This window comes from Sphingomonas sp. CFBP 8760, assembly GCF_014841615.1.
In the GTDB taxonomy this organism is placed as follows: Bacteria; Pseudomonadota; Alphaproteobacteria; order Sphingomonadales; family Sphingomonadaceae; genus Sphingomonas.
Genome location: NZ_JACYUG010000004.1, coordinates 195,395 through 214,538, shown reverse-complemented (window position 1 = coordinate 214,538; position 19,144 = coordinate 195,395). Strand labels below are relative to the sequence as shown.

The following is a 19,144-nucleotide window of genomic DNA, read 5'->3' as shown; positions in this document are numbered from 1 at the left end:
GTATGATGCGGCTTGGCCACCTCCCACCGACGGGATCGCATCCGGAACCGGTTCTCCGGCATCGGCCCCACGCGGGACCGACACCGGAAAAACCGTCAATGGTCAGAGATTGGCCCTGGGTTCGTCCTCGCCTCCCGCCTTGGCGATCGGGCCGCCCAGCACGGCCTTGAACCAGGTGACCACCCGGTCGATCACGGGCTGCTGGAACCAGGTCAGGTCGCCATGTCCGGCCCCCTTCACCAATACATAATCCGCCTTGCTGCCCTTGGCCCGCAATGCCTCAAACAACTGCTTGCTCTGTACCGGCGAGACGAGCACGTCGGCCGTGCCATGCATGATGAGGAACGGAGGCTCGACGCCGTTCAGGTGGCCCATCGAACTTGCGGCCAGCGCCTTGGCCGGATCGGTTGAAATCGCCGCGCCGGCGAAACCGCCGAACGCCGGACCGTTGACCAGAAGCGCCTCGGTCACTGCGGGGGACTGGTGCGTCTGCTGGATCTTCGGCGGGAATCCTTCGCCGATGTTGAGGAGATTCGAAATGCCGTACAGCGTGACCGCCGCCTGCACGTCGGATGACTGGTCAAGATAGTCGCCCTTGTCGAAGCTCTTCTCGCCATTGGTGACGGCAACCATCTGCGAGACGTAACCACCGGCCGAATCGCCGAGTACGCCGATCCGAGCAGGGTCTATGCCGTATTCCGCCGCATGGGCCCGCAGGTAACGGACCGCCGCCTTGCCGTCCTGCACCAGGGCCGGGAACCTGTCGGGGACGACGCGATATTCGGCCGCCGCGACGACGAAGCCGGCCTGCGCCAAGGCGGAACGCATCTCGAAATACTTCTCGTGATCGGCGGAGGTGAAGCCACCGCCCGGGAAATAGACGATTGCGGGCTTCAGATCGCTGGTCCGCGGCACGATCAACGACATGCGCAACTGTCGCACCGCCCGTGTCGATCGGATCTGCGAATAGATCACGCCACTGATCTGATCGACCTGGCTCCGCTTTCCATCGACGCTGACGACCTGCGCACCGGCCGAATAGCCGGGCAGTTGCGCATCGCCCGCCGAAGCCTCCGCGGCAACAACACCCATGGCGACAACACTCCCCATCCGGATCATCTTGATAAGGTTCATGTTTATTTCCCTGTGCCGTTGAGATGGCCCCAGTCTACATCAAATCCGATTCGGATGTGTGTCAGGCATGGTGCGGCGGGCATTTTCCCGGGCATCTGGTGGCCGGATCGATGGCAAGCGTGCCGGCTCCTGTCGCCCGAAGCCGGCGACAGGATTGCAGGGCGTGCGGCCTTGGCTACTCCGAACCGCCGGACGGCAACCTGGATGGTCAAGGATCAGGAGATACGCATGTAACCGGGCAGCCCCGCCAGATACTCGGCCGGCGTCCGCGAAGTCCTATTTGCCCGACGCCCAACATGAAGATTGCTCATGCAGAGATTTGTTCGGTGCCGATCGCTTGCGGCCGATATGGACCGCATCGAATGCCGACGCGCCACGTTTCGCAACGATAAGCTTCGGGGATGGTCGGGAGAAACCGAAATGGCGGAGACGGAGGGATTCGAACCCTCGGTACGGTTTCCCGTACGACGCTTTAGCAAAGCGTTGGTTTCAGCCGCTCACCCACGTCTCCGGATCGGCAGGGTGCAGGCTATAGCCATGGTATCGCGACCGATCAACCGCCTCGTGCGATCGGTCGTGAAGATCGTTCATTGCGCCGCAAGGCGGGAGTTGGTCTACGGGGGAACAGGCGAACGTCGGAACGGATAACGGAGACATGGGTCGGATGCGCAGCGTGTGGATGGGATTGGCGCTGCTCGCGTCGCTCGGTGGTCAGCCGGGCATGGCGCAGGTGCGCACGATCGATCCCAACCGGGCGATCGATGGCGATCTGGCTGGGCCGCCGCCTGCGGCCAGCACGGCGCGCGTTGCGCCGGGGCAGGATGCGCCACCGGTGCAGGAGCCGTTCGAACCCGCCGCCCCGCCAGCCGCTCCAGCCGCCACCCCCCTCCCGGCGGATCAGGCCGCCGCGACGCGGGCCGAACGGACCACGGCGGCGGCCGACACCTTCCAGCGCGACGACCTGTTGGCCGCGGGCGAGGGCGTGTTCGGCAAGGGTGCGGAGGGGCTCGCCGGGCTGCTGGAAAAGGTGTTGAAGGAACAGGGCCGGCCCAACGCCTATATCGCGGGGCGCGAGGCATCGGGCGCGTTCATCGTCGGGGTCCGCTATGGCTCGGGGGTGATGACGCACAAGGTGGAGGGGCAGCAGCCCGTCTACTGGACCGGGCCGTCGCTGGGCTTCGACGTGGGCGGCGACGCCAACAAGGTCTTCGTGCTCGTCTACAATCTCTACGATACCGAGGAACTGTTCCACCGCTTCCCCGGCGCGGAGGGGAGACTGTATCTGGTCGGCGGATTCGCCGCGACCTATCTGCGGCGCGGCACCGTGGTGCTGATCCCGATCCGTCTGGGCGTCGGCTGGCGGGCGGGTGTCAACGTCGGCTATATGAACTTCACCCACAAGAGCCGCTGGTTGCCTTTCTAGATATCGTCGGCCAGCCGCCACGCCAGCGTTTCGCCCGCCATGAACGGCACCACCTCGGTGGCGCCGTCGCCGGTCGTGGCCGGCACCTGCTGCGCGACGCGTTCCAGCGTCACCGTGCCCTCGTTGAGCGGCAGGCCATGGAAACGCGCCCCATGTTCCGCGGCGAAGCCCTCGAACCGGTCGATCGCGCCTTCCTCGTCGAACACGCGGAGATAGGTTTCAAGCGCGAAGGGCGCGTTGAAGATGCCCGCGCAGCCGCAGCCCGATTCCTTCGCGCCGACGACGTGCGGCGCGGTATCCGTGCCCAGGAAGAAGCGCGGGCTGCCCGATATTGCCGCGCGCCGCACCGCCAGCCGGTGCGCCTCGCGCTTGGCGACGGGCAGGCAATAGGCATGGGGGCGCAGGCCGCCGTCGAAGATGGCGTTGCGGTTCAGGATCAGGTGCTGCGGCGTGATCGTCGCGGCGATCGGGTGGTCCGCTTCCGCCACGAAGGCCGCGGCTTCGGCGGTGGTGATATGCTCCATCACGATCCGCAAGGCCGGATAGTCGCGGAGCAGCGGGATCAGCACCCGCTCGATGAACACCGCCTCGCGGTCGAAGATATCGATCGAGCGGTCGGTCACCTCGCCATGGATCAGCAACGGGATGCCCGCCCGCTGCATCGCCTCCAGCACCCCGGTCATCGCGCGGATATCGGTGACGCCGTGGGCGGAATTGGTCGTGGCGTGCGCGGGGTACAGCTTGCAGGCGGTGAACACCCCCTCGGCATGGCCGGCGACGATATCGTCGGGATCGCTGCGATCCGTCAGGTAACAGGTCATCAGCGGCTGGAAATCCGTATCCTCGCCCAGCGCGGCCATGATCCGGTCGCGATAGGCACGCGCCGCCGCCGCATCCGTCACCGGCGGCGTCAGGTTGGGCATGATGATCGCGCGGGCGAACTGGCGGGCAGTATAGGGGGCCACCGCGTGCAGCATCGCGCCGTCGCGCAGGTGGACGTGCCAGTCGTCGGGGCGGCGGATGGTCAGGCGATCGGTCATGCCGATGCCCTAGGATCGCCGGCGGCGGGCGGCAATCCCGATCGCCGCATTGTGCCTGGCAGGTGGCATCGCCAGATAGGCGGGATGACGATGCTGGCGAACCGGACGGTGCTGAGGGTGGCGGGCGAGGATGTCCGCGGGTTCCTGCAGGGGCTGGTCACGCACGATGTCGCCGGGACGCTGCCGGTCTGGGCGGGGCTGCTGACGCCGCAGGGCAAGGCGCTGTTCGATTTCCTGCTCTGGGCGGATGACGACGATATCCTGATCGATGTCGAGGCGGCACAGGCGGAGGCGGTGGCGCGACGGCTGACGATGTACCGGTTGCGCCGCGCGATCACGATCGCGATCGATCCCGCGCTCGCGGTTCACTGGTCGCGGGATGGCAACGCCGGCATCGCCGACCCGCGCCTACCCGAACTCGGCCGGCGATGGCTCGCCCCGCCGGGCGGGACACCGGTCGACGACGCATGGACCGCGCACCGCCTGTCGCTGGGCGTGACGGAGGGGACGGGCGAACTCGGGTCGGGCGAGACGCTGTGGCTGGAATGCAATGCGCGCGAGCTGAACGGCGTCAGCTTCACCAAGGGCTGTTATGTCGGACAGGAGAACACCGCGCGGATGCACCACCGCGCCAAGGTGAACCGCCGGCTGGTCGTCGCGCCGATCGCGCCGGCAGGCGACCGCACCCGCGCCTTTTATCCGGCGCTGGGGCTGATGGTCGAGCATCGCCGCGTCGAAGCATCGGGCGATGCGCTGCGCCCGGCCTGGCTGGCGGCGGCACTGGCTGACTGAGGGCGATCCCTCCGCCATCACCGGCGCGGATCGATCTCCCCTCGCCATGCGGGCGGCGGCGGGGCATGGGGTGGTGATGCACCGCGCCGCCTTCATCGCCCTCGCTGTGGCGGGTCTGTTCTGGGGACTGGGCTTCCCGCTCGGCAAGCTGGCGCTGCGCGCGGTGGAGCCGGCGCATATGGTATTGCTCCGCTTCGCGGTCGCCAGCATCGCGGCGCTGCCCTTCGCCCTGGCCGGTGCGGAGGCACGGGCGCTGTTCCGGTCGCCGCCGGTGTTGCTGGCGGGCGTGTTCTACGGCCTCGCCTTCATGGTGCAGTTCGAGGGGCTGGCCGGCGTCACCGTCACGCTGGCGGCGCTGCTGGTCGGGGCGATGCCCGCGCTGATCGCGGTCGCGGCGCATCTGATGGGGGAACGCGTCAGCCGCGCGTCATGGACCGGGGTGGCCGCCGCGACGATCGGCGCGGGCCTGATCGCGGGCAAGCCGGGTGGCGCGGGCACCGCGATCGGCATCGCGCTGTCGCTGTTGTCGCTGCTGATCTTCCTCGCCTGGCTGATCGTGCTGAAGCGGGCGCCTGTCACCCGCTCGGCGATGGCGGTTCCCTCGGTCACGCTGGTCGTCGCGACCGCCACCGTGCTGCCGGTCGCGCTGTTGCTGCACGGTGCGCCGCCGCTGGCGCTCGGCACCGTCGCATGGAGCGGCATCATCGGACAGGGTCTGCTGTCCACCTTCCTCGCCACCGCGGCCTGGCAATATGGCGCAGCGCGCGTCGACAGCGCCAGCGCGGGCGTGTTCATCAACATCGAACCACTGATCGGCGCCGCGCTGGGGATCGGCCTGTTCGGCGATCCGGCGGGCTGGCCGCTGGTATTGGGCGGGGTGCTGATCGTGGCGGGCAGCATCGTCGTCGTCCGTGGCGAGCGATCCGACACCACCCACGCCGCCGATGCGACCCACGGCCTGTCGCTGGATTGAGGCGGTCCGCGCAGCGCAGAAGAATGGGTTCACGCGGAGACGCGGAGGTGATCCGCCTGATGCCGATGATCCGCTTCTTCAGCGGACTGACGGTCAATGACCGCCGTTATCGCATGATCGGCTGCGCCGCCAGAATCCCTCCGCGTCTCCGCGTCTCAGCGTGAACCCATTCTTCTGAAAGCCCGTTACGCCGCCCGCCGGAAGGGCACCCGGACCGGTATCGACACGACGGTCGCCGGCGTCGCGGCGGGGGTGGTGACGCGCCCGCTGCGCTCCAGCTTGCCCCAGCCGATCCTCGGCCCCGTCACCGCCGCCGCGATCGCGCGCAGCACCACCGCGTAGAGCAACTGGCGATAGCCGAAGCGCATCGTCAGCAGCCGGATCGCCGGGAACCGCCCCTCGCGCGCGTCCATCCGGAACGCCGCCCAGCCGCAACCCAGATCGACCGCGGTGAACGCCGCCCAGAACGCCAGCACGGTGCCCGTATCGCCCCCCGTCGCCGACCAGCTATCGCGGGCGATGCGCCAGCCGGTGCCGATCACCGCCCCCGCCAGCGCCAGATCGACCAGCGGCGACACCGCGGCGAGCAGAAACTGGAAAACGATCGCCTGGGGCAGGCCGATCCGTCCCAATCCGCCCCGACCGATCGCACCGCAATGCTTCCACAGGCATTGCAGCGTGCCATAGGCCCAGCGGAACCGCTGCTTGAACAGCGCGCGCGTCGTCTCCGGCGCCTCGGTCCACGCCACCGCCGCCGTGTCGCAGGCGATGCGCCAGCCGGCGCGCTGGATCGCGATCGTCAGGTCCTGATCCTCGGCCAGCGTGTCTTCGGGATAACCGCCCACCGCATCCAGCGCGGTGCGCCGCCAGGCGCCGACCGCGCCGGGCACCACCGTCACCGCCCCCAGCGCCGCCAGCGCGCGGCGTTCCAGATTCTGCGCGGTGACATATTCCACCGCCTGCCAGCGGGTGATCCAGTTCACCGCATTGCCGATCTTCGCATTGCCCGCCACCGCGCCGATTGCCGGATCGGCGAACCAGCGCGCCATCAGCGCGATCGTGTCCGGTTCGAACTGCGTATCCGCATCGAGCGCGACGATCAGGTCGCCGCGCGCCTGCCGCAGCGCGGCATTGAGCGCCGCCGCCTTGCCCCCGTTCGCCAGCGTCAGCAGCGTGACGCGCGGGTCGATCCCGAACGCGGCCCGCACCACCGCGGACGTATCGTCGGTCGACCCGTCGTCGATCACGATCACCTCCAGATGCACGTCGCGGCTGTGCAGGATGCGCCGCACCGACGCCTCGATCACCCGCGCCTCGTTGAAGGCGGGGATCAGCACCGACACGAAGCGCGGCACCAGATGCGGTGCCGCCACCGGCGGCTCGCCGCGATGGCGATGCCGCCACGCCAGCGTGGTCAGTGCCAGCGACCGCGCCATGCCCAGCACGATCACCGCGACGAACAGCAGCCCCAGTCCCTCGCGCAGCCCCCACAGCCCGGCGAACAGGCCGCTCGTCCGCGCCGCCCGCACGGTCGTGCCAGCATCGAGGCGCGGCATCGTCGCCGCGCGCGGCAGCCCGGCCAGCGTCGACACCGTCACGAAATCATAGCCGCGCGCACGCAACGTCCGGATGATCCGCGGCAGCGCCGCCACCGTCTGGCTGCGGTCGCCGCCGGCATCGTGGAGCAGCACGATCTGCGCCGGACGGGCATCGGTGCCCGCCATCACCTGCCGCACCGTGTTCGCGACGATCGCCTCGACGCCGGGCGCCCGCCAGTCGAGCGGATCGACGTTCAGGCCGACCGTCAGATACCCCAGGTCCGCCGCTGCCCGCGACGCATGCAGTTCGTCGTGCGTGCCCGGATCGGCGTCGCCCAGAAAGGGCGGGCGGAACAGCCGCATCCCGCGCCCGGTATAGGCCTCGACCAGCCGCGCCGTCGCGTTCAGCTCCAGCTTCACCAGCGCGGCGGGTTCGCGGCCCAGATCGGCATGGCTGGTGGAATGGTTGCCCAGTTCGCTGCCCTCGTCGACGATGCGGTTGAGCAGCGCGCGCTGCCCCAGCGCATTGGTGCCGGTGACGAAGAACGTCGCGGGGGCGTGTTCGCGCTTCAGCACGTCCAGGATCTGCGGCGTCCATGCCGGGTCCGGCCCGTCGTCGAAGGTCAGCGCCACCAGCCGCCGCCGCGCGCCGGTGCGCTGCACCAGATCGCCGCTCGCCAGCCCATCGATCCGCACGTCGCGGATCAGGCCGTCGCGATCATAGGCCAGCGTCCGCCGCCCCGCCGCCGCCTGCCGGTCGAGCCGCATGATCTCACCGACCCCCGTCACCTCGATCCCGGCCGGGGCGGGCAGCACCGACAGGTCGGGCCACCCACCGGCCCCCGCCGCCAGCGCGTCCCACAATCGCGGGTCCTCGCTGCCCAGCCGCCACAGCGCGATGCCCGCCGCCCCGGTGCGCTCGATCGCGCGCCGCTGGTTCCACGCGGTCGTCGCGTCGAGCAGCCACACCTGATGCGTCCGCCCGTTCCTCGTGTAGGCGAAATGCGGATTGCCGCTTGCCCGGTCGAATTGCGGCGTCACCCCGGCCTGCGCCGCCAGCTGCCACGCGGCCGCCACCGTCAGCGGCGTCGTGCGGCGACCGTCCCAGTCATAGGCATAGTTGCCGATCGCGACGATCGCCTTGTCCGCGCCGGTGCGGGCCACCGCCGCCGCAACGGCCTGCGCGAACCAGCCCTGCGAGGCGATCGGCCCCGCCTCGCCCCCCATCCAGTGTTCGTCATACGCCATCAGCACCAGCCGGTCCGCGACGGCGGCATAGGCGGCCAGATCCCATGCCGGATCGCCGACCGGCACCGCCAGCATCACCGCCCAGCCGCGCGGCGCGAACCGGGCGCGCAGTTCGCGCAGGAACAGCTGATAATCGCGGTGCGCCGAAGCGGGCAGGCTTTCTAGGTCGAGCATCACCCCCGCGCCCCGCTCCGCCGTCACCAGCGCGACGAGCCGGTCGGCGAATCGCGCCCGCGCCGGCGCGTCGGCGAGCAGACGGGCGGTGCCCTCGCCGTCCCAGCGTCCATCCGTCATCGCATTCTGGATCATCGGCAACAGCCGTGGCGACCGCGCCTGCCCGGCGAGCAGCGTCGCCAGTTCCCCGTCATGCTCGTAGGCGACGTGGTGATTCGCCCCCGTCACCGTCGCCAGCCCCGCCGCCAGCCAGTCGAGATCAGCGACATGGGCGGCAAGCGATGCCCGCGACGCGGCATCCCATGGCATGTAGAACCCCAGTCGCAGCGGCGCCTTGCCCGCCGCTGCGGTGCCCGTCTTGGGCAGCCAGGCCGCCGCTGTGCCGGTGGAGGCGGTCACCGCCAGTCCCTGCGGGGTGCCGGTATCCTCGGCAAAGCGCAGCGGCGCATGGGGATCGCGCGCGCCCAGGACGGTCGCGGCCCACCAGACCAGCAGCGCCAGCCCCAGTGCCAGCACCAGCAGCGTCGCCCCGGCGATTCGCCGGCGGCGGCCACTGGCGTCGTAGAAGATCGGTTGGGTCATGCGGACTTTCGGCACCAGAAGATGGTCCGGCGGCTACCCGATCAAGGCAAACAGCCCGTTAACGCCGGGCATTATCCCTGCCCCGCCGCCCTGTCCCGGCCTTCTATCCCGCCGGCAACGTCCGGCGGCCGAATCCCCCGGCAGGGGGACGCCGCACCGGCATCACCGGTGCCGATTCGCTTTCGAGCAGCGCCAGCGTCTCGTTGAACAACGGCCGCAGCCGCGCCACCGACTCCAGCGCCTCGTCGGGCGTATCCTGCCGCTCCACGCACTCGCGCGCGATCACCTCGATCGTCTCGGCCAGCGCGGCCAGCGGCAGCGCGCCGAACTGCCGAGCTTCGCCCTTCAGCGTGTGCGCGGGCATCACCAGCGCCGCCGCCTGTCCCTTGCGCATCGCCGCCTCGATCGCGGCGACGGATTTCACGCCGTCCTCGCGGAAATATCCCAGGATGCGGACGAAACCCGTGCCCAGTTCGGCCCGAGCGGCCGCATAGGCCGCCCGATCCACCAACCTGCTTTCCTCGAACGACACCGTGCCTGCTCCGCCCCGTCTGTTGCCACGTCCCGATCCTATCAGTCGGCGGTAAACAGGATGTTGCGCACCGATCCGGCGGCTAGTCCTTCTGGTCGAACGGATTCTTGGGCGCGCGCATGGTGACGCGCACCGGCACCGCGCCGAACCCCAGTTCCTTGCGCATCGAATTGACCAGATAGCGTTCGTAGCTGGCGGGCAGCTGGTCGACCCGGGTGCCGAAGATCACGAAACTGGGCGGCCGCGTCTTCACCTGGGTGACGTAGCGCATCTTGATTCGCTTGCCGCCGGGGGCGGGGGGCGGGTTGGCCTCGATCGCGCGCTCGAACCAGCGGTTCAGTTCGCCGGTGCCGACGCGCTTCGACCACGCCTCGCGCACCTGGAACGCCGCGCTCATCAACTGGTCGACGCCCTTGCCGGTGGCGCCGGAAACCGTGACGACGGTCACCCCCTTCACCTGGGACAGGCCGTCCTCCAGCGCGCGCTTCACGCCGTTGAACAGCGACGACGGATTTTCCGCCACATCCCATTTGTTCAGCGCGATGATCATCGCGCGTCCTTCCTCCAGCACCTTGTCGGCGATGCGCAGGTCCTGCGCCTCCAGCCCCAGCGTCGCGTCGAGCAGCAGGACGACGACCTCGGCGAAATCGACCGCGTGCAGGCCGTCGGCGACCGACATCTTCTCCAGCTTGTCCTGCACCTTGGCGCGCTTGCGCATCCCGGCGGTGTCGATCAGCTTCACCGGGCGGGGTTCGCCATGCGCCCCGCGCAACGGATCGCGCCATTGCCAGTCGACCGCGATCGAATCGCGGGTGATCCCGGCTTCGGGGCCGGTGATCAGCCGGTCTTCGCCCAGCATCCGGTTGATGAGTGTCGACTTGCCGGCATTGGGCCGACCGACGATCGCCAGCTTCAGCGGCGCGTCGAGACGTTCGTCCTCCTCGTCGTCGGGGATTTCCTTCCCCTCCAGCAGCGGCAGCAGCACCTCGAACAGGTCGCCCAGCCCCTCGCCATGTTCGGCGGACAGCTGCACCGGATCCCCGAAGCCCAGGCTGAGCGATTCGAGGATACCCTGGTTGCCGGCATTCCCTTCCGCCTTGTTGGCGGCGAGGATGACCGGGGTGGACGACTGGCGCAGCCAGCGGGCGATCTCCTCGTCCAGCGGCACGATGCCGGCGCGGGCGTCGAACAGGAACAGCGCGACATCCGCCTGCGCCACCGCCGCCTCGGTCTGCATCCGCATCCGGCCGGGCAGCGTCTGTGCGTCCTGATCCTCGTAACCGGCGGTATCGATGACGCGGAAATCGAGGCCGATCAGATGCGCGTCACCCTCGCGCCGGTCACGCGTCACGCCGGGCCGGTCGTCGACCAGCGCGAGTTTCTTGCCGACGAGACGGTTGAACAAAGTCGACTTGCCGACATTGGGCCGGCCGACGATCGCGACCACGGGGAGTTTGGGCATCCTGCGCCCTTAGCCGCTGCCGGCCCCGCCGTCACCCTGTACGGACGGGATGACACGGGGCCATGCGGGCAGCCATCACCGATAGGCGGTAATTCGCCCCTTCTGGTCGAGCGTGTAGAGCGTTGAATTGGCGACCACCGGCGACAAGGCGAACGCCACCTTCGTCTCCACCGTCTGCACCACGCTGCCGTCCGTGGGCGATGCGTAGACGATCTGCCCCTGCGAATTGGTCAGCACCAGCCGGTTGCCCGCCAGCACCGGACCGAACCACGTGATCGGCCCTGACCGCTTCTTCAGGTTGCGATAGCGCGGCAGCTGCGCGATCCAGCGCGCCTTGCCGCTGGCCCGCGACAGTGCGGCGAGGCGCGCGTCGTCGGTCATCACGAACAGCCACTCGCCCGCGATCCACGGGGTCGAGATGCCACCCAGATTCTGTTCCCACAGTCGCTGCCCGGTCGACAGTTCCAGGGCGACCATGCGCCCGCCCTGCCCGACCGCATAGACCCGGCCGCCATCCACCACCGGCGCGGCGTCGATATCGGCCAGGCTGGATACGGAGGTCGTGGACGAGGTGCGCGACAAGGCATCCTGCCACAGCACGCGCCCGTTCTCGTAGCGATAGGCGGACAGTTCGCCCGACGAATAGCCCGCGACCACCGATCCCTGGCTCGCCGCCGGTGCCGCGACGCCGAACACGCCCTGCGTCTCCAGCGTGCCGGACTGCGCCCACTGCACCTTGCCGTCGAGCTGGTTGATCGCGAAGATCTGGTTGTCCTGGCTGAGGACATAGACGTTGCCGTTGGCGATCGTCGGTGCGCCGCGCAACGGGCCGCCGGGCTTGGCGCGCCACAGTTCCTTGCCGTCCGCAGCGTTCAGCGCGACCACGTCGCCCAGCCCGTCGGTCGCATAGACCTTGCCGTCGTCATAGGAGGCGCCGCCGCCGAAGCGCGAGCCGCTGTTCTGCTTGCCGGGCGACAGTTCCGCCGTCCACAGCACCGCGCCGGTATCGGCGGCATAGGCATGGACCGCGGCGGTCACGTCGATCACGAACAGCTTGTTTTCCGCGATCACCGGCGTCGCCGCCAGCCGTTCGCGCGGCGAACCGCCGGCGATCGTCGCCTGCCATGCCCGTGCCGGCTGCGCGCCCAGCGTCAGTTGCCCCATCGACTTGGCGGCATTGCCGCCCGACTGGGTCCAGGCGTCGTTGGCGGCGGCGGCGGGCAGCGTCACCGCGACGGTCGCCATTGCGGGGTCGGCGACGATGCCGTTCTCCGACGACAGGATCGACACCCGTTCGCCCACGGTCGGCGTCTTCTTCGGACCACCGCCCTTGAAGATGCCGCAGGCGCTCAGCGCCATCAGCGCCGCCACCATCACCGGCGCACGGAAATGCCCTGTCATAAGACGGGGAGTCATCGGACGGGGGGTCATCGGGCGGTTTCCTGCGTAGCGGCGGGGGCCGCGGGAACGGCGTCGACGCCCAATAGGCCCGCCATCTGAACGGCGCGTTGACGGATCGATCCGGGCACGCCCTCGTCCCGCGCGATCCGGGCGAACAGCTGCCCGGCCTGTGCCTTCTGGCCGAGGCGCAACTGCGCCACCGCCATCATCTCGCCCGCGCTGCCCAGCCACGCTCCGCCCGGCACCGCCAGCGGGCGCATCCGCTCCACGACGACCTGGGGCTTCAGCGTGTCGAACTCGGCGGCGGTCTGGCGGATCAGCGCCAGATCGCGAATCGGCTGTGCCTGACCGGTATCGCCCGCCACCTCGGCGAATTTGGCTGCCGCGGCCTTCAGGTCGTTGCGCTGAAGGATGATGTCCGCCTCGGTGAACTTGGCCAGCGCGCGATAGACGTCGCGGTCGGAGGCGCCGAGGTCGGCGAGCGCGGGCTGCGCCTTGTCGATCCGCCCCTGGCCCAGCGAGTCATAGGCCGCCTGCAACCGTTCGCCCTCGGCCCCCGCGGCCTCGCGGCTGCGGTGCTGCCAGTAGAGGACGCCCGCCAGCACGGCGAGGCCCAGCACGATCGCGGCGATCGCGACCTTGCCCCAGCGGGTCCAGAACTGGGTCATCCGGTCGCGGCGGACCTCTTCGTCCACCTCCCGCATGAATACTTCGGCATTGGCATTCGGCGGCAGGGCCAAGGAACGGCTCCGGGATGCAGGGAAAACGATCCGGGCTCATAGCCGGGCGGCCCGCCAAACGGAAGGGCGCTTGCCGCCGCCGCCTGTCCCGGCGGCGGAAAGACGCCCCGCCGGGGGGAAGGCGACGCCTATCCCTTGGGCACGTACACCTGCTCCGCTCCCGGAAAGACCCGTGCCCGCACCTCGGCGGCATAGCGGGCCGCGGCGTCGGAAATCCGCCCGCCCAGATCGTCGTACCGCTTCACGAAGCGCGGCACGCGTTCGAACATCCCCAGCATATCCTCCGCCACCAGCACCTGCCCGTCGCATTCGGCCGATGCGCCGATGCCGATCACCGGGCAGGCGACCTCGCGCGTGATCGCCACCGCGATCGGCTCCATCACCCCTTCCGCGACGATCGCGAAGGCGCCCGCCGCCGCGATCGCGCGGGCATCGGCGGCGATCTTCTCCGCCTCCGCCGCGCTCCGCCCGCGCGCGCCATAGCCGCCCAGCACGTTCACCGCCTGCGGGGTCAGGCCGATATGCCCCATCACCGGGATGCCGCGTTCGGACAGGAAACGGACGGTCGCGGCCATCGCCTCGCCTCCCTCCAGTTTCACCGCCGCCGCCCCGGTCTGCTTCAACAGCCACGCGGCGCTCTCGAACGCCTTTTCGGGCGATGCCTCGTAACTGCCGAACGGCATGTCGATCACGACCAGCGCCTGCAGGCTGCCGCGCACCACCGCCGCGCCGTGCGCCGCCATCATCTCCAGCGTGACCGGCACGGTCGAGGGCAGGCCGTAGATCACCTGCCCCAGGCTGTCGCCGACCAGCAGCATGTCGCAATGCGGATCGAGCAGTTGCGCGGTCCGCACCGTATAGGCGGTCAGCATCACCAACGGCTCGCCCCCCTTGCGGGCGCGAATGGCGGGCACGGTCAGGCGCTTGCGCGGTGCCGGCGTGGGATTGGCGCGACTGGTCGCGGTGTCGATCGTGTAGGTCGTGGACATGGGCCGGATCGTAGCGACGTGGATGCCCGCGATCCAGCGCCTGCGGGATCAGTCCATGATCGCCGCGTAGCGATCCGGCCTGAACCCCGCCTCCAGCAAATTGCCATGCACCAGCATCGGCCGTTTTATCATCGACGGCTGCGCCAGCATCAGCGCGATCGCCCGCGCCGCATCCAGATCCGCCCGTTCCGCCTCGGGCAGTTTGCGGAACGTGGTGCCCGCCCGGTTCAGCACCGTTTCCCATCCCAGCCGCTCGACCCAGCCCTGCAAGGTGGCAGGATCGACGCCCGCTTTCTTGTAGTCGTGGAAGACATAGGCGACGCCGCGCGCATCGAGCCATGCCCGCGCCTTCTTCACCGTGTCGCAATTGGGGATGCCGAACATCGTCGTCATGGTCATGCTCTCATTCCGGTCTGCTCGACGAAGACGCCCGTGACGGCGGCGTGGCAAGCCAATCGATCGCGATCATCGTTTCGGCCGCAACCGCTGCTGCCCGACGATATCGCGCATGACCGCGGCACGTGTTTCCAATTCCCGATGTTCGGCGGCGGATGTCCCGCCCACTGCATATCGATCGGCCAATTCACCGATCACGCGGTTTTCGTCCCGCAATCGCCGCGCGTCGCGCCGCGACAACTGCCCCCCGTCGCGACCGTCGCGTATATCGCGGTCGATCTGGTCGATCTGCCGGAGGACATCGGTGCCGGCACGGGCATCGGGACCCGGCACGTCGATGCGATAGGATGACGGCGCCACCGGCGCTTTTTGCGTACTCCATCGTTGGGGGGAGGCAGCAGCGGAGGCCGATCCGATCATGGCGAATACCATCACGATCCCGTCAATCCGCATTTCGCCGCTCCCCATGGGTACCGATAATGACGATATGTCGCACGGGTCGATGAACCGTGCCTGACCGCGCCGGCCCAATCGTTTCTGGACCACGATCCCCTGTCCGCCGACAGGAAACGGCCCGTGGGGACGACGTATCCGTCGTTTCTGCCCGCCCGCTTTGCGATAAGGACATGACCGCATGACCCATCCCTTCTTTTCGCTCCATCGCCAGCGCATGATCCGCGTCGCCGCCGCGACGCCGCCCGCCAGCGTCGGCGACGTACCCGCCAACGCCGCCGCTACGATCGCGCTGGCGCGGGAAGCGGATACGCGCGGCGTGGATCTCGTCGTCTTTCCCGAACTGAACCTGACCAGCTACGCGATCGACGACCTGCACCTGCAATCCGCGCAACAGGCGGCGACCCGCGCGGCGATCGATTCGGTGCGGGCGGCCTCTGTCGATCTCAAGCCGCTGCTGCTCGTCGGCGCGGCGATCGCGCGCAACGGGCGGCTCTACAATTGCGCGCTGGCGATCCATCGCGGCCGCATCCTGGGCGTGGTGCCCAAGACGTTCCTGCCCAACTACCGCGAATATTACGAGAAGCGCTGGTTCGCCAGCGGCGCGGGCCTGACCGGCCTGACGATCGACCTGGGGGGCGACCTGGGGAGCGAACCGGGGGGCGACCCCGTCCCGTTCGGCACCGACCTGCTGTTCGCCGCCAGCGACCTGCCCTTCTTCACCGTCCATGCGGAAATCTGCGAGGATTACTGGGCGCCCACCCCGCCTTCGACGATGGGGGCGCTGGCCGGCGCGCTGGTCTGTTGCAACCTGTCCGCCTCCAACATCGTGATCGGCAAGGCGCGCGAGCGGACGATGCTCGCCGCCGCGCAGAGTGCGCGTGCGGCCTGCGCCTATGTCTATGCCGCCGCCGGGATCGGGGAAAGCACCACCGACGTGGCATGGGACGGCCAGGGCCTGATCCACGAACTGGGTGAACTCATCGCCGAATCGACGCGCTTCTCCCGCACGCCCGAACTGGTCGTCGCCGACATCGATGCCGAGCGATTGTTGCAGGAGCGCGCCCGCACCGGCACGTTCAACGATGCCGCCGCCGTCGCCGGCCATCCCGAACTGCGCTTCCGCCGCATCGGCTTCGTGCACGGCGAGGATCTGGCGGATCGTGGGCTGGAACGCTCGATCCGCCGCTTCCCCTTCGTCCCCAACGATCCCGCCAAACGCGACGCCGACTGTTACGAGGCGTTCAACATCCAGGTCGAGGGGCTGGCGAAGCGACTCGAGGCGGCGCGCGCGGATACGCTGGTGATCGGCGTGTCGGGCGGGCTCGATTCGACCCATGCGCTGATCGTCGCGGCCAAGGCGATGGACCGGCTCGGCCGCCCGCGTTCGTCGATCCTGGGCTTCACCATGCCGGGCTTCGCGACCGGCGAGGGGAGCAAGGCCAATGCCTGGGCGCTGATGCGCGCGCTGGGCATCGCCGCCGACGAGATCGACATCCGTCCCGCCGCGCGCCAGATGCTGGCCGACATGGGCCACCCCTTCGGCCGGGGCGAGCCGGTGTACGACGTGACGTTCGAGAATGTGCAGGCGGGCCTGCGCACCGATTACCTGTTCCGCCTCGCCAACCAGCGCGGCGGGATCGTGCTGGGGACGGGCGACCTCAGCGAACTGGCGCTGGGCTGGTGCACCTATGGCGTCGGCGACCAGATGAGCCATTATGCGGTCAATGCCGGCGTGCCCAAGACGCTGATCCAGTTCCTGATCCGCTGGTGCATCCGGACCGACCAGTATGATGCGGAGACGAACCATATCCTCGCCGCGATCCTGGCGCAGGAAATCTCGCCCGAACTGGTGCCCGCCGATGCCGATACGGGTGCGATGCAATCGACCGAATCGATGATCGGGCCTTATGCGCTGAACGACTTCTTCGCGCATTACGTGCTGCGCCATGGCCTGGCCCCCTCCAAGATCGCCTTTCTGTGCTGGCACGCGTGGCGCGATCTGGACGCGGGACGCTGGCCGGAGGATTTCCCGGCCGACGCCCGCGTCGCCTATGACCTGCCGGTGATCCGCCACTGGCTGGAGTCGTTCTGCCGCCGATTCTTCCAGACCAGCCAGTTCAAGCGCAGCGCGCTTCCCAACGGGCCGAAGGTATCGGCGGGGGGCGCGGTCAGCCCGCGGGGCGACTGGCGCGCCCCTTCCGACGGCACCGCCAGGGTCTGGCTGGAGGAGTTGGCCGCAAACCTGCCGCAACCATCTTGAATAATCGGCGGCGTCGGCGCATTGTGACCCGCCTATGACAGTGCCTCCTCCGGATGGATCGCGCGATCGCCGGATCGAGGATCCTTCCAATCTCTGGCTGATCCATCCGCTCGGCCGCCTGCTCCTGCCGGTTGCGGTCGCGCGCGGGATATCCGCCAATGCCGTGTCGATCGCGGGACTGACGTTGGGGACCGCCGCCGCGCTCGCCTATGCCCGCTTAGGCGACTGGCGATTCGCGCTGATCGGGCTGATGCTGTCGATCGGCTGGCTGGTGGCGGACGGACTCGACGGCATGGTCGCGCGCGCCACCGGCACCGCCAGCCCGCTCGGCCGGATGCTCGACGGGCTGTGCGATCACGGGGTCTTCCTCCTGATCTATGTCGCGCTTGCGACCGTGTGGGGCACGCCGGCCGGCTGGGCACTGGCATTCGCCGCGGGTGGGGTGCACGCCGTGCAGTCCAGCCTGTTCGAGGGGGAGCGCACTCGCTTCCATCGCCGGGTAAAGGGGGTGGCGCTGGTCGCTGCGCCGCCGGCACCCGCCGCGTCGTCGCTGGTACGGCTGTACGACCGCGTCGCCGGCATGCCGGACCGGCTGGCAATGGCGTTCGAGCAGAAACTGGCCGCCAGCCCCGATCCCGTCGCGACCGGCGCACGTTATGCACGGGCGGCGGTGGCGCCGATGCGGCTGTTGTCGCTGGAAACCGCCAATGTCCGCATCTTCATGGTTTTCGTCGCGTGTCTGGCGGGCGATCCGCGCCTCTTCTGGTGGTTCGAGATCGTTCCGTTGACAGCGATCCTCCTGATCGGCCTCGCCTGGCATCGCCGGGTCGAGCGCACGCTTCTTTCTTCCGTCATCTCTTCCGCCCCGGCCGAGGCGCCGGCGCGATATCTCGTCAAGGAACAGGGACAGTAATGGGCACCATCCGCATCGCGATCGTCGGTATCGGCAATTGCGCCTCCAGCCTCGTGCAGGGCCTCGATTATTACGGCGAGGGCAGCAATGACCATGTCGGCCTGATGCATTACGAGGTCGGCGGCTATCGCCCCGGCGACATCAAGGTCGTGGCCGCGTGGGACGTGGATGCACGCAAGGTCGGCCGCGATGTGGCCGAGGCGGTGTTCGCCAAGCCCAACTGCACCGCCGTGTTCGCCGCCAACCTGCCCGCCACCGGCACCGTCGTGAAGATGGGCAAGGTGCTGGACGGCGTCGCCGAGCACATGGCCGACTACAAGGACGACCGCACCTTCATCGTCGCCAACGACACGCAGCCGTCGAAGGAAGACGTGATCGCCGAACTGAAGGCGAGCGGTGCCGACGTGCTGATGAACTACCTGCCGGTGGGTTCGCAGGAAGCGACCGAATTCTATGCCGAATGCGCGCTGGAAGCCGGTGTCGCCTTCGTCAACAACATCCCCGTCTTCATCGCCTCCAACCCGGTCTGGGCGAAGCGGTTCGAGGATGCCGGCGTCGCGATCGTCGGTGACGACATCAAGGCGCAGCTGGGCGCGACCATCGTCCACCGCGTGCTGACCGACCTGTTCGCCAAGCGCGGCGTGAAGCTGGACCGTACCTACCAGCTCAACACCGGCGGCAACACCGACTTCCTCAACATGTCGAACCATCGCCGGCTCGAATCGAAGAAGATTTCGAAGACCGAGGCCGTCCAGTCGGTCGCGGCGGAACGACTGGACGACGACAACGTCCATATCGGCCCCAGTGATTACGTGCCGTGGCAGAACGACAACAAGGTCTGCTTCCTGCGTATGGAGGGCCAGCTCTTCGGCGGCGTGCCGATGAACCTGGAACTGCGCCTGTCGGTCGAGGATTCGCCCAATTCGGCGGGTGTCGCGATCGACATGATCCGTTGCGCCAAGATCGCCAAGGATCGCGGCATCGGCGGCGTGATCGACCCGGCCTCCGCCTATTTCTGCAAGCATCCCCGCACCCAGATGACCGACGACCTTGCCCAGATCGAGGTCGAGAAGTTCATCGCGGCCGCCTGA

At 68.8% G+C, this 19,144-nt stretch carries 16 protein-coding genes and 1 tRNA gene; 6 read left to right on the top strand and 11 right to left on the bottom strand.

Annotated features, from left to right (window positions below; genetic code table 11):
- Positions 1 to 102: 102 nt before the first annotated feature.
- Together IFT82_RS07415 and IFT82_RS07410 are read right to left on the bottom strand one after the other, a co-directional pair.
- Positions 103 to 1,134, bottom strand: coding sequence for an alpha/beta hydrolase (locus IFT82_RS07415; protein WP_192125686.1), 1,032 nt, complete (start codon positions 1,132 to 1,134; stop codon positions 103 to 105).
- A gap of 421 nt (positions 1,135 to 1,555) precedes the next feature.
- A tRNA-Ser gene (locus IFT82_RS07410) sits at positions 1,556 to 1,645 on the bottom strand.
- Between the two features lie 153 nt (positions 1,646 to 1,798).
- Here IFT82_RS07410 and IFT82_RS07405 point away from each other — a divergent pair.
- Complete coding sequence (locus tag IFT82_RS07405; RefSeq protein WP_192125790.1) at positions 1,799 to 2,557, top strand: DUF1134 domain-containing protein; 759 nt, start codon at positions 1,799 to 1,801, stop codon at positions 2,555 to 2,557.
- On the opposite strand, the gene pyrC is transcribed toward IFT82_RS07405, so the two are convergent.
- Positions 2,554 to 3,597: a dihydroorotase gene (gene pyrC / locus IFT82_RS07400; protein WP_192125685.1), complete on the bottom strand. Its 1,044-nt coding sequence runs from the start codon at positions 3,595 to 3,597 to the stop codon at positions 2,554 to 2,556. The genes IFT82_RS07405 and pyrC overlap by 4 nt on opposite strands.
- Positions 3,598 to 3,681: 84 nt before the next feature.
- On the opposite strand from pyrC, the gene ygfZ reads away from it, so the two are divergent.
- Positions 3,682 to 4,389 (top strand): CAF17-like 4Fe-4S cluster assembly/insertion protein YgfZ, encoded by a 708-nt coding sequence (gene ygfZ / locus IFT82_RS07395; RefSeq protein WP_244646576.1) that lies wholly within the window; start codon positions 3,682 to 3,684, stop codon positions 4,387 to 4,389.
- A complete protein-coding gene (locus IFT82_RS07390) occupies positions 4,346 to 5,362 on the top strand; it encodes a DMT family transporter (RefSeq protein WP_199860367.1) in 1,017 nt (338 codons plus the stop codon). Before ygfZ ends, IFT82_RS07390 begins: the two co-directional genes overlap by 44 nt.
- 185 nt (positions 5,363 to 5,547) lie before the next feature.
- Here IFT82_RS07390 and IFT82_RS07385 read toward each other — a convergent pair whose 3' ends face one another.
- From IFT82_RS07385 to IFT82_RS07350, 8 genes are all read right to left on the bottom strand, one after another.
- Positions 5,548 to 8,904 (bottom strand): glycosyltransferase, encoded by a 3,357-nt coding sequence (locus IFT82_RS07385; protein ID WP_192125684.1) that lies wholly within the window; start codon positions 8,902 to 8,904, stop codon positions 5,548 to 5,550.
- 103 nt (positions 8,905 to 9,007) lie between these two features.
- Positions 9,008 to 9,415, bottom strand: a complete 408-nt coding sequence (locus IFT82_RS07380) for an Hpt domain-containing protein (protein ID WP_199860366.1) — start codon at positions 9,413 to 9,415, stop codon at positions 9,008 to 9,010.
- 103 nt (positions 9,416 to 9,518) lie between these two features.
- The gene (gene der, locus IFT82_RS07375; RefSeq protein WP_192125682.1) at positions 9,519 to 10,898 is read right to left on the bottom strand and encodes a ribosome biogenesis GTPase Der; all 1,380 of its coding nucleotides are present in this window, start codon (positions 10,896 to 10,898) and stop codon (positions 9,519 to 9,521) included.
- A 75-nt stretch (positions 10,899 to 10,973) separates the two neighbouring features.
- Positions 10,974 to 12,299 (bottom strand): outer membrane protein assembly factor BamB family protein, encoded by a 1,326-nt coding sequence (locus IFT82_RS07370; protein WP_192125787.1) that lies wholly within the window; start codon positions 12,297 to 12,299, stop codon positions 10,974 to 10,976.
- A 26-nt stretch (positions 12,300 to 12,325) separates the two neighbouring features.
- On the bottom strand, positions 12,326 to 13,039 hold the full coding sequence (locus IFT82_RS07365; RefSeq protein ID WP_192125681.1) for a tetratricopeptide repeat protein: 714 nt from the start codon (positions 13,037 to 13,039) through the stop codon (positions 12,326 to 12,328).
- Between the two features lie 128 nt (positions 13,040 to 13,167).
- On the bottom strand, positions 13,168 to 14,028 hold the full coding sequence (gene panB / locus IFT82_RS07360) for a 3-methyl-2-oxobutanoate hydroxymethyltransferase (protein ID WP_192125680.1): 861 nt from the start codon (positions 14,026 to 14,028) through the stop codon (positions 13,168 to 13,170).
- Between the two features lie 48 nt (positions 14,029 to 14,076).
- On the bottom strand, positions 14,077 to 14,421 hold the full coding sequence (locus IFT82_RS07355; RefSeq protein WP_446740947.1) for an ArsC family reductase: 345 nt from the start codon (positions 14,419 to 14,421) through the stop codon (positions 14,077 to 14,079).
- Positions 14,422 to 14,493: 72 nt separating this feature from the next.
- Entirely contained in the window at positions 14,494 to 14,859 is a 366-nt protein-coding gene (locus IFT82_RS07350; protein WP_207105749.1) for a hypothetical protein, read from the bottom strand.
- 199 nt (positions 14,860 to 15,058) lie between these two features.
- On the opposite strand from IFT82_RS07350, the gene IFT82_RS07345 reads away from it, so the two are divergent.
- The 3 genes from IFT82_RS07345 to IFT82_RS07335 are packed head-to-tail and all read left to right on the top strand — an operon-like array spanning position 15,059 to position 19,144.
- The gene (locus IFT82_RS07345) at positions 15,059 to 17,140 is read left to right on the top strand and encodes an NAD(+) synthase (protein ID WP_192125677.1); all 2,082 of its coding nucleotides are present in this window, start codon (positions 15,059 to 15,061) and stop codon (positions 17,138 to 17,140) included.
- Positions 17,141 to 17,174: 34 nt separating this feature from the next.
- A complete protein-coding gene (locus IFT82_RS07340) occupies positions 17,175 to 18,053 on the top strand; it encodes a CDP-alcohol phosphatidyltransferase family protein (RefSeq protein ID WP_192125676.1) in 879 nt (292 codons plus the stop codon).
- Complete coding sequence (locus IFT82_RS07335; RefSeq protein ID WP_192125675.1) at positions 18,053 to 19,144, top strand: inositol-3-phosphate synthase; 1,092 nt, start codon at positions 18,053 to 18,055, stop codon at positions 19,142 to 19,144. The genes IFT82_RS07340 and IFT82_RS07335 overlap by 1 nt, the downstream gene beginning before the upstream one ends.

What these genes read in the sequence shown, in the direction of transcription:
- IFT82_RS07415 (WP_192125686.1), bottom strand. Translation starts at nt 1,134, where the DNA reads ATGAACCTTATCAAGATGATCCGGATGGGGAGTGTTGTCGCCATGGGT.
- IFT82_RS07405 (WP_192125790.1), top strand. Translation starts at nt 1,799, where the DNA reads ATGCGCAGCGTGTGGATGGGATTGGCGCTGCTCGCGTCGCTCGGTGGT.
- pyrC (WP_192125685.1), bottom strand. Translation starts at nt 3,597, where the DNA reads ATGACCGATCGCCTGACCATCCGCCGCCCCGACGACTGGCACGTCCAC.
- ygfZ (WP_244646576.1), top strand. Translation starts at nt 3,682, where the DNA reads ATGACGATGCTGGCGAACCGGACGGTGCTGAGGGTGGCGGGCGAGGAT.
- IFT82_RS07390 (WP_199860367.1), top strand. Translation starts at nt 4,346, where the DNA reads ATGCGCTGCGCCCGGCCTGGCTGGCGGCGGCACTGGCTGACTGAGGGC.
- IFT82_RS07385 (WP_192125684.1), bottom strand. Translation starts at nt 8,904, where the DNA reads ATGACCCAACCGATCTTCTACGACGCCAGTGGCCGCCGCCGGCGAATC.
- der (WP_192125682.1), bottom strand. Translation starts at nt 10,898, where the DNA reads ATGCCCAAACTCCCCGTGGTCGCGATCGTCGGCCGGCCCAATGTCGGC.
- IFT82_RS07370 (WP_192125787.1), bottom strand. Translation starts at nt 12,299, where the DNA reads ATGACAGGGCATTTCCGTGCGCCGGTGATGGTGGCGGCGCTGATGGCG.
- panB (WP_192125680.1), bottom strand. Translation starts at nt 14,028, where the DNA reads ATGTCCACGACCTACACGATCGACACCGCGACCAGTCGCGCCAATCCC.
- IFT82_RS07355 (WP_446740947.1), bottom strand. Translation starts at nt 14,421, where the DNA reads ATGACGACGATGTTCGGCATCCCCAATTGCGACACGGTGAAGAAGGCG.
- IFT82_RS07345 (WP_192125677.1), top strand. Translation starts at nt 15,059, where the DNA reads ATGACCCATCCCTTCTTTTCGCTCCATCGCCAGCGCATGATCCGCGTC.
- IFT82_RS07340 (WP_192125676.1), top strand. Translation starts at nt 17,175, where the DNA reads ATGACAGTGCCTCCTCCGGATGGATCGCGCGATCGCCGGATCGAGGAT.
- IFT82_RS07335 (WP_192125675.1), top strand. Translation starts at nt 18,053, where the DNA reads ATGGGCACCATCCGCATCGCGATCGTCGGTATCGGCAATTGCGCCTCC.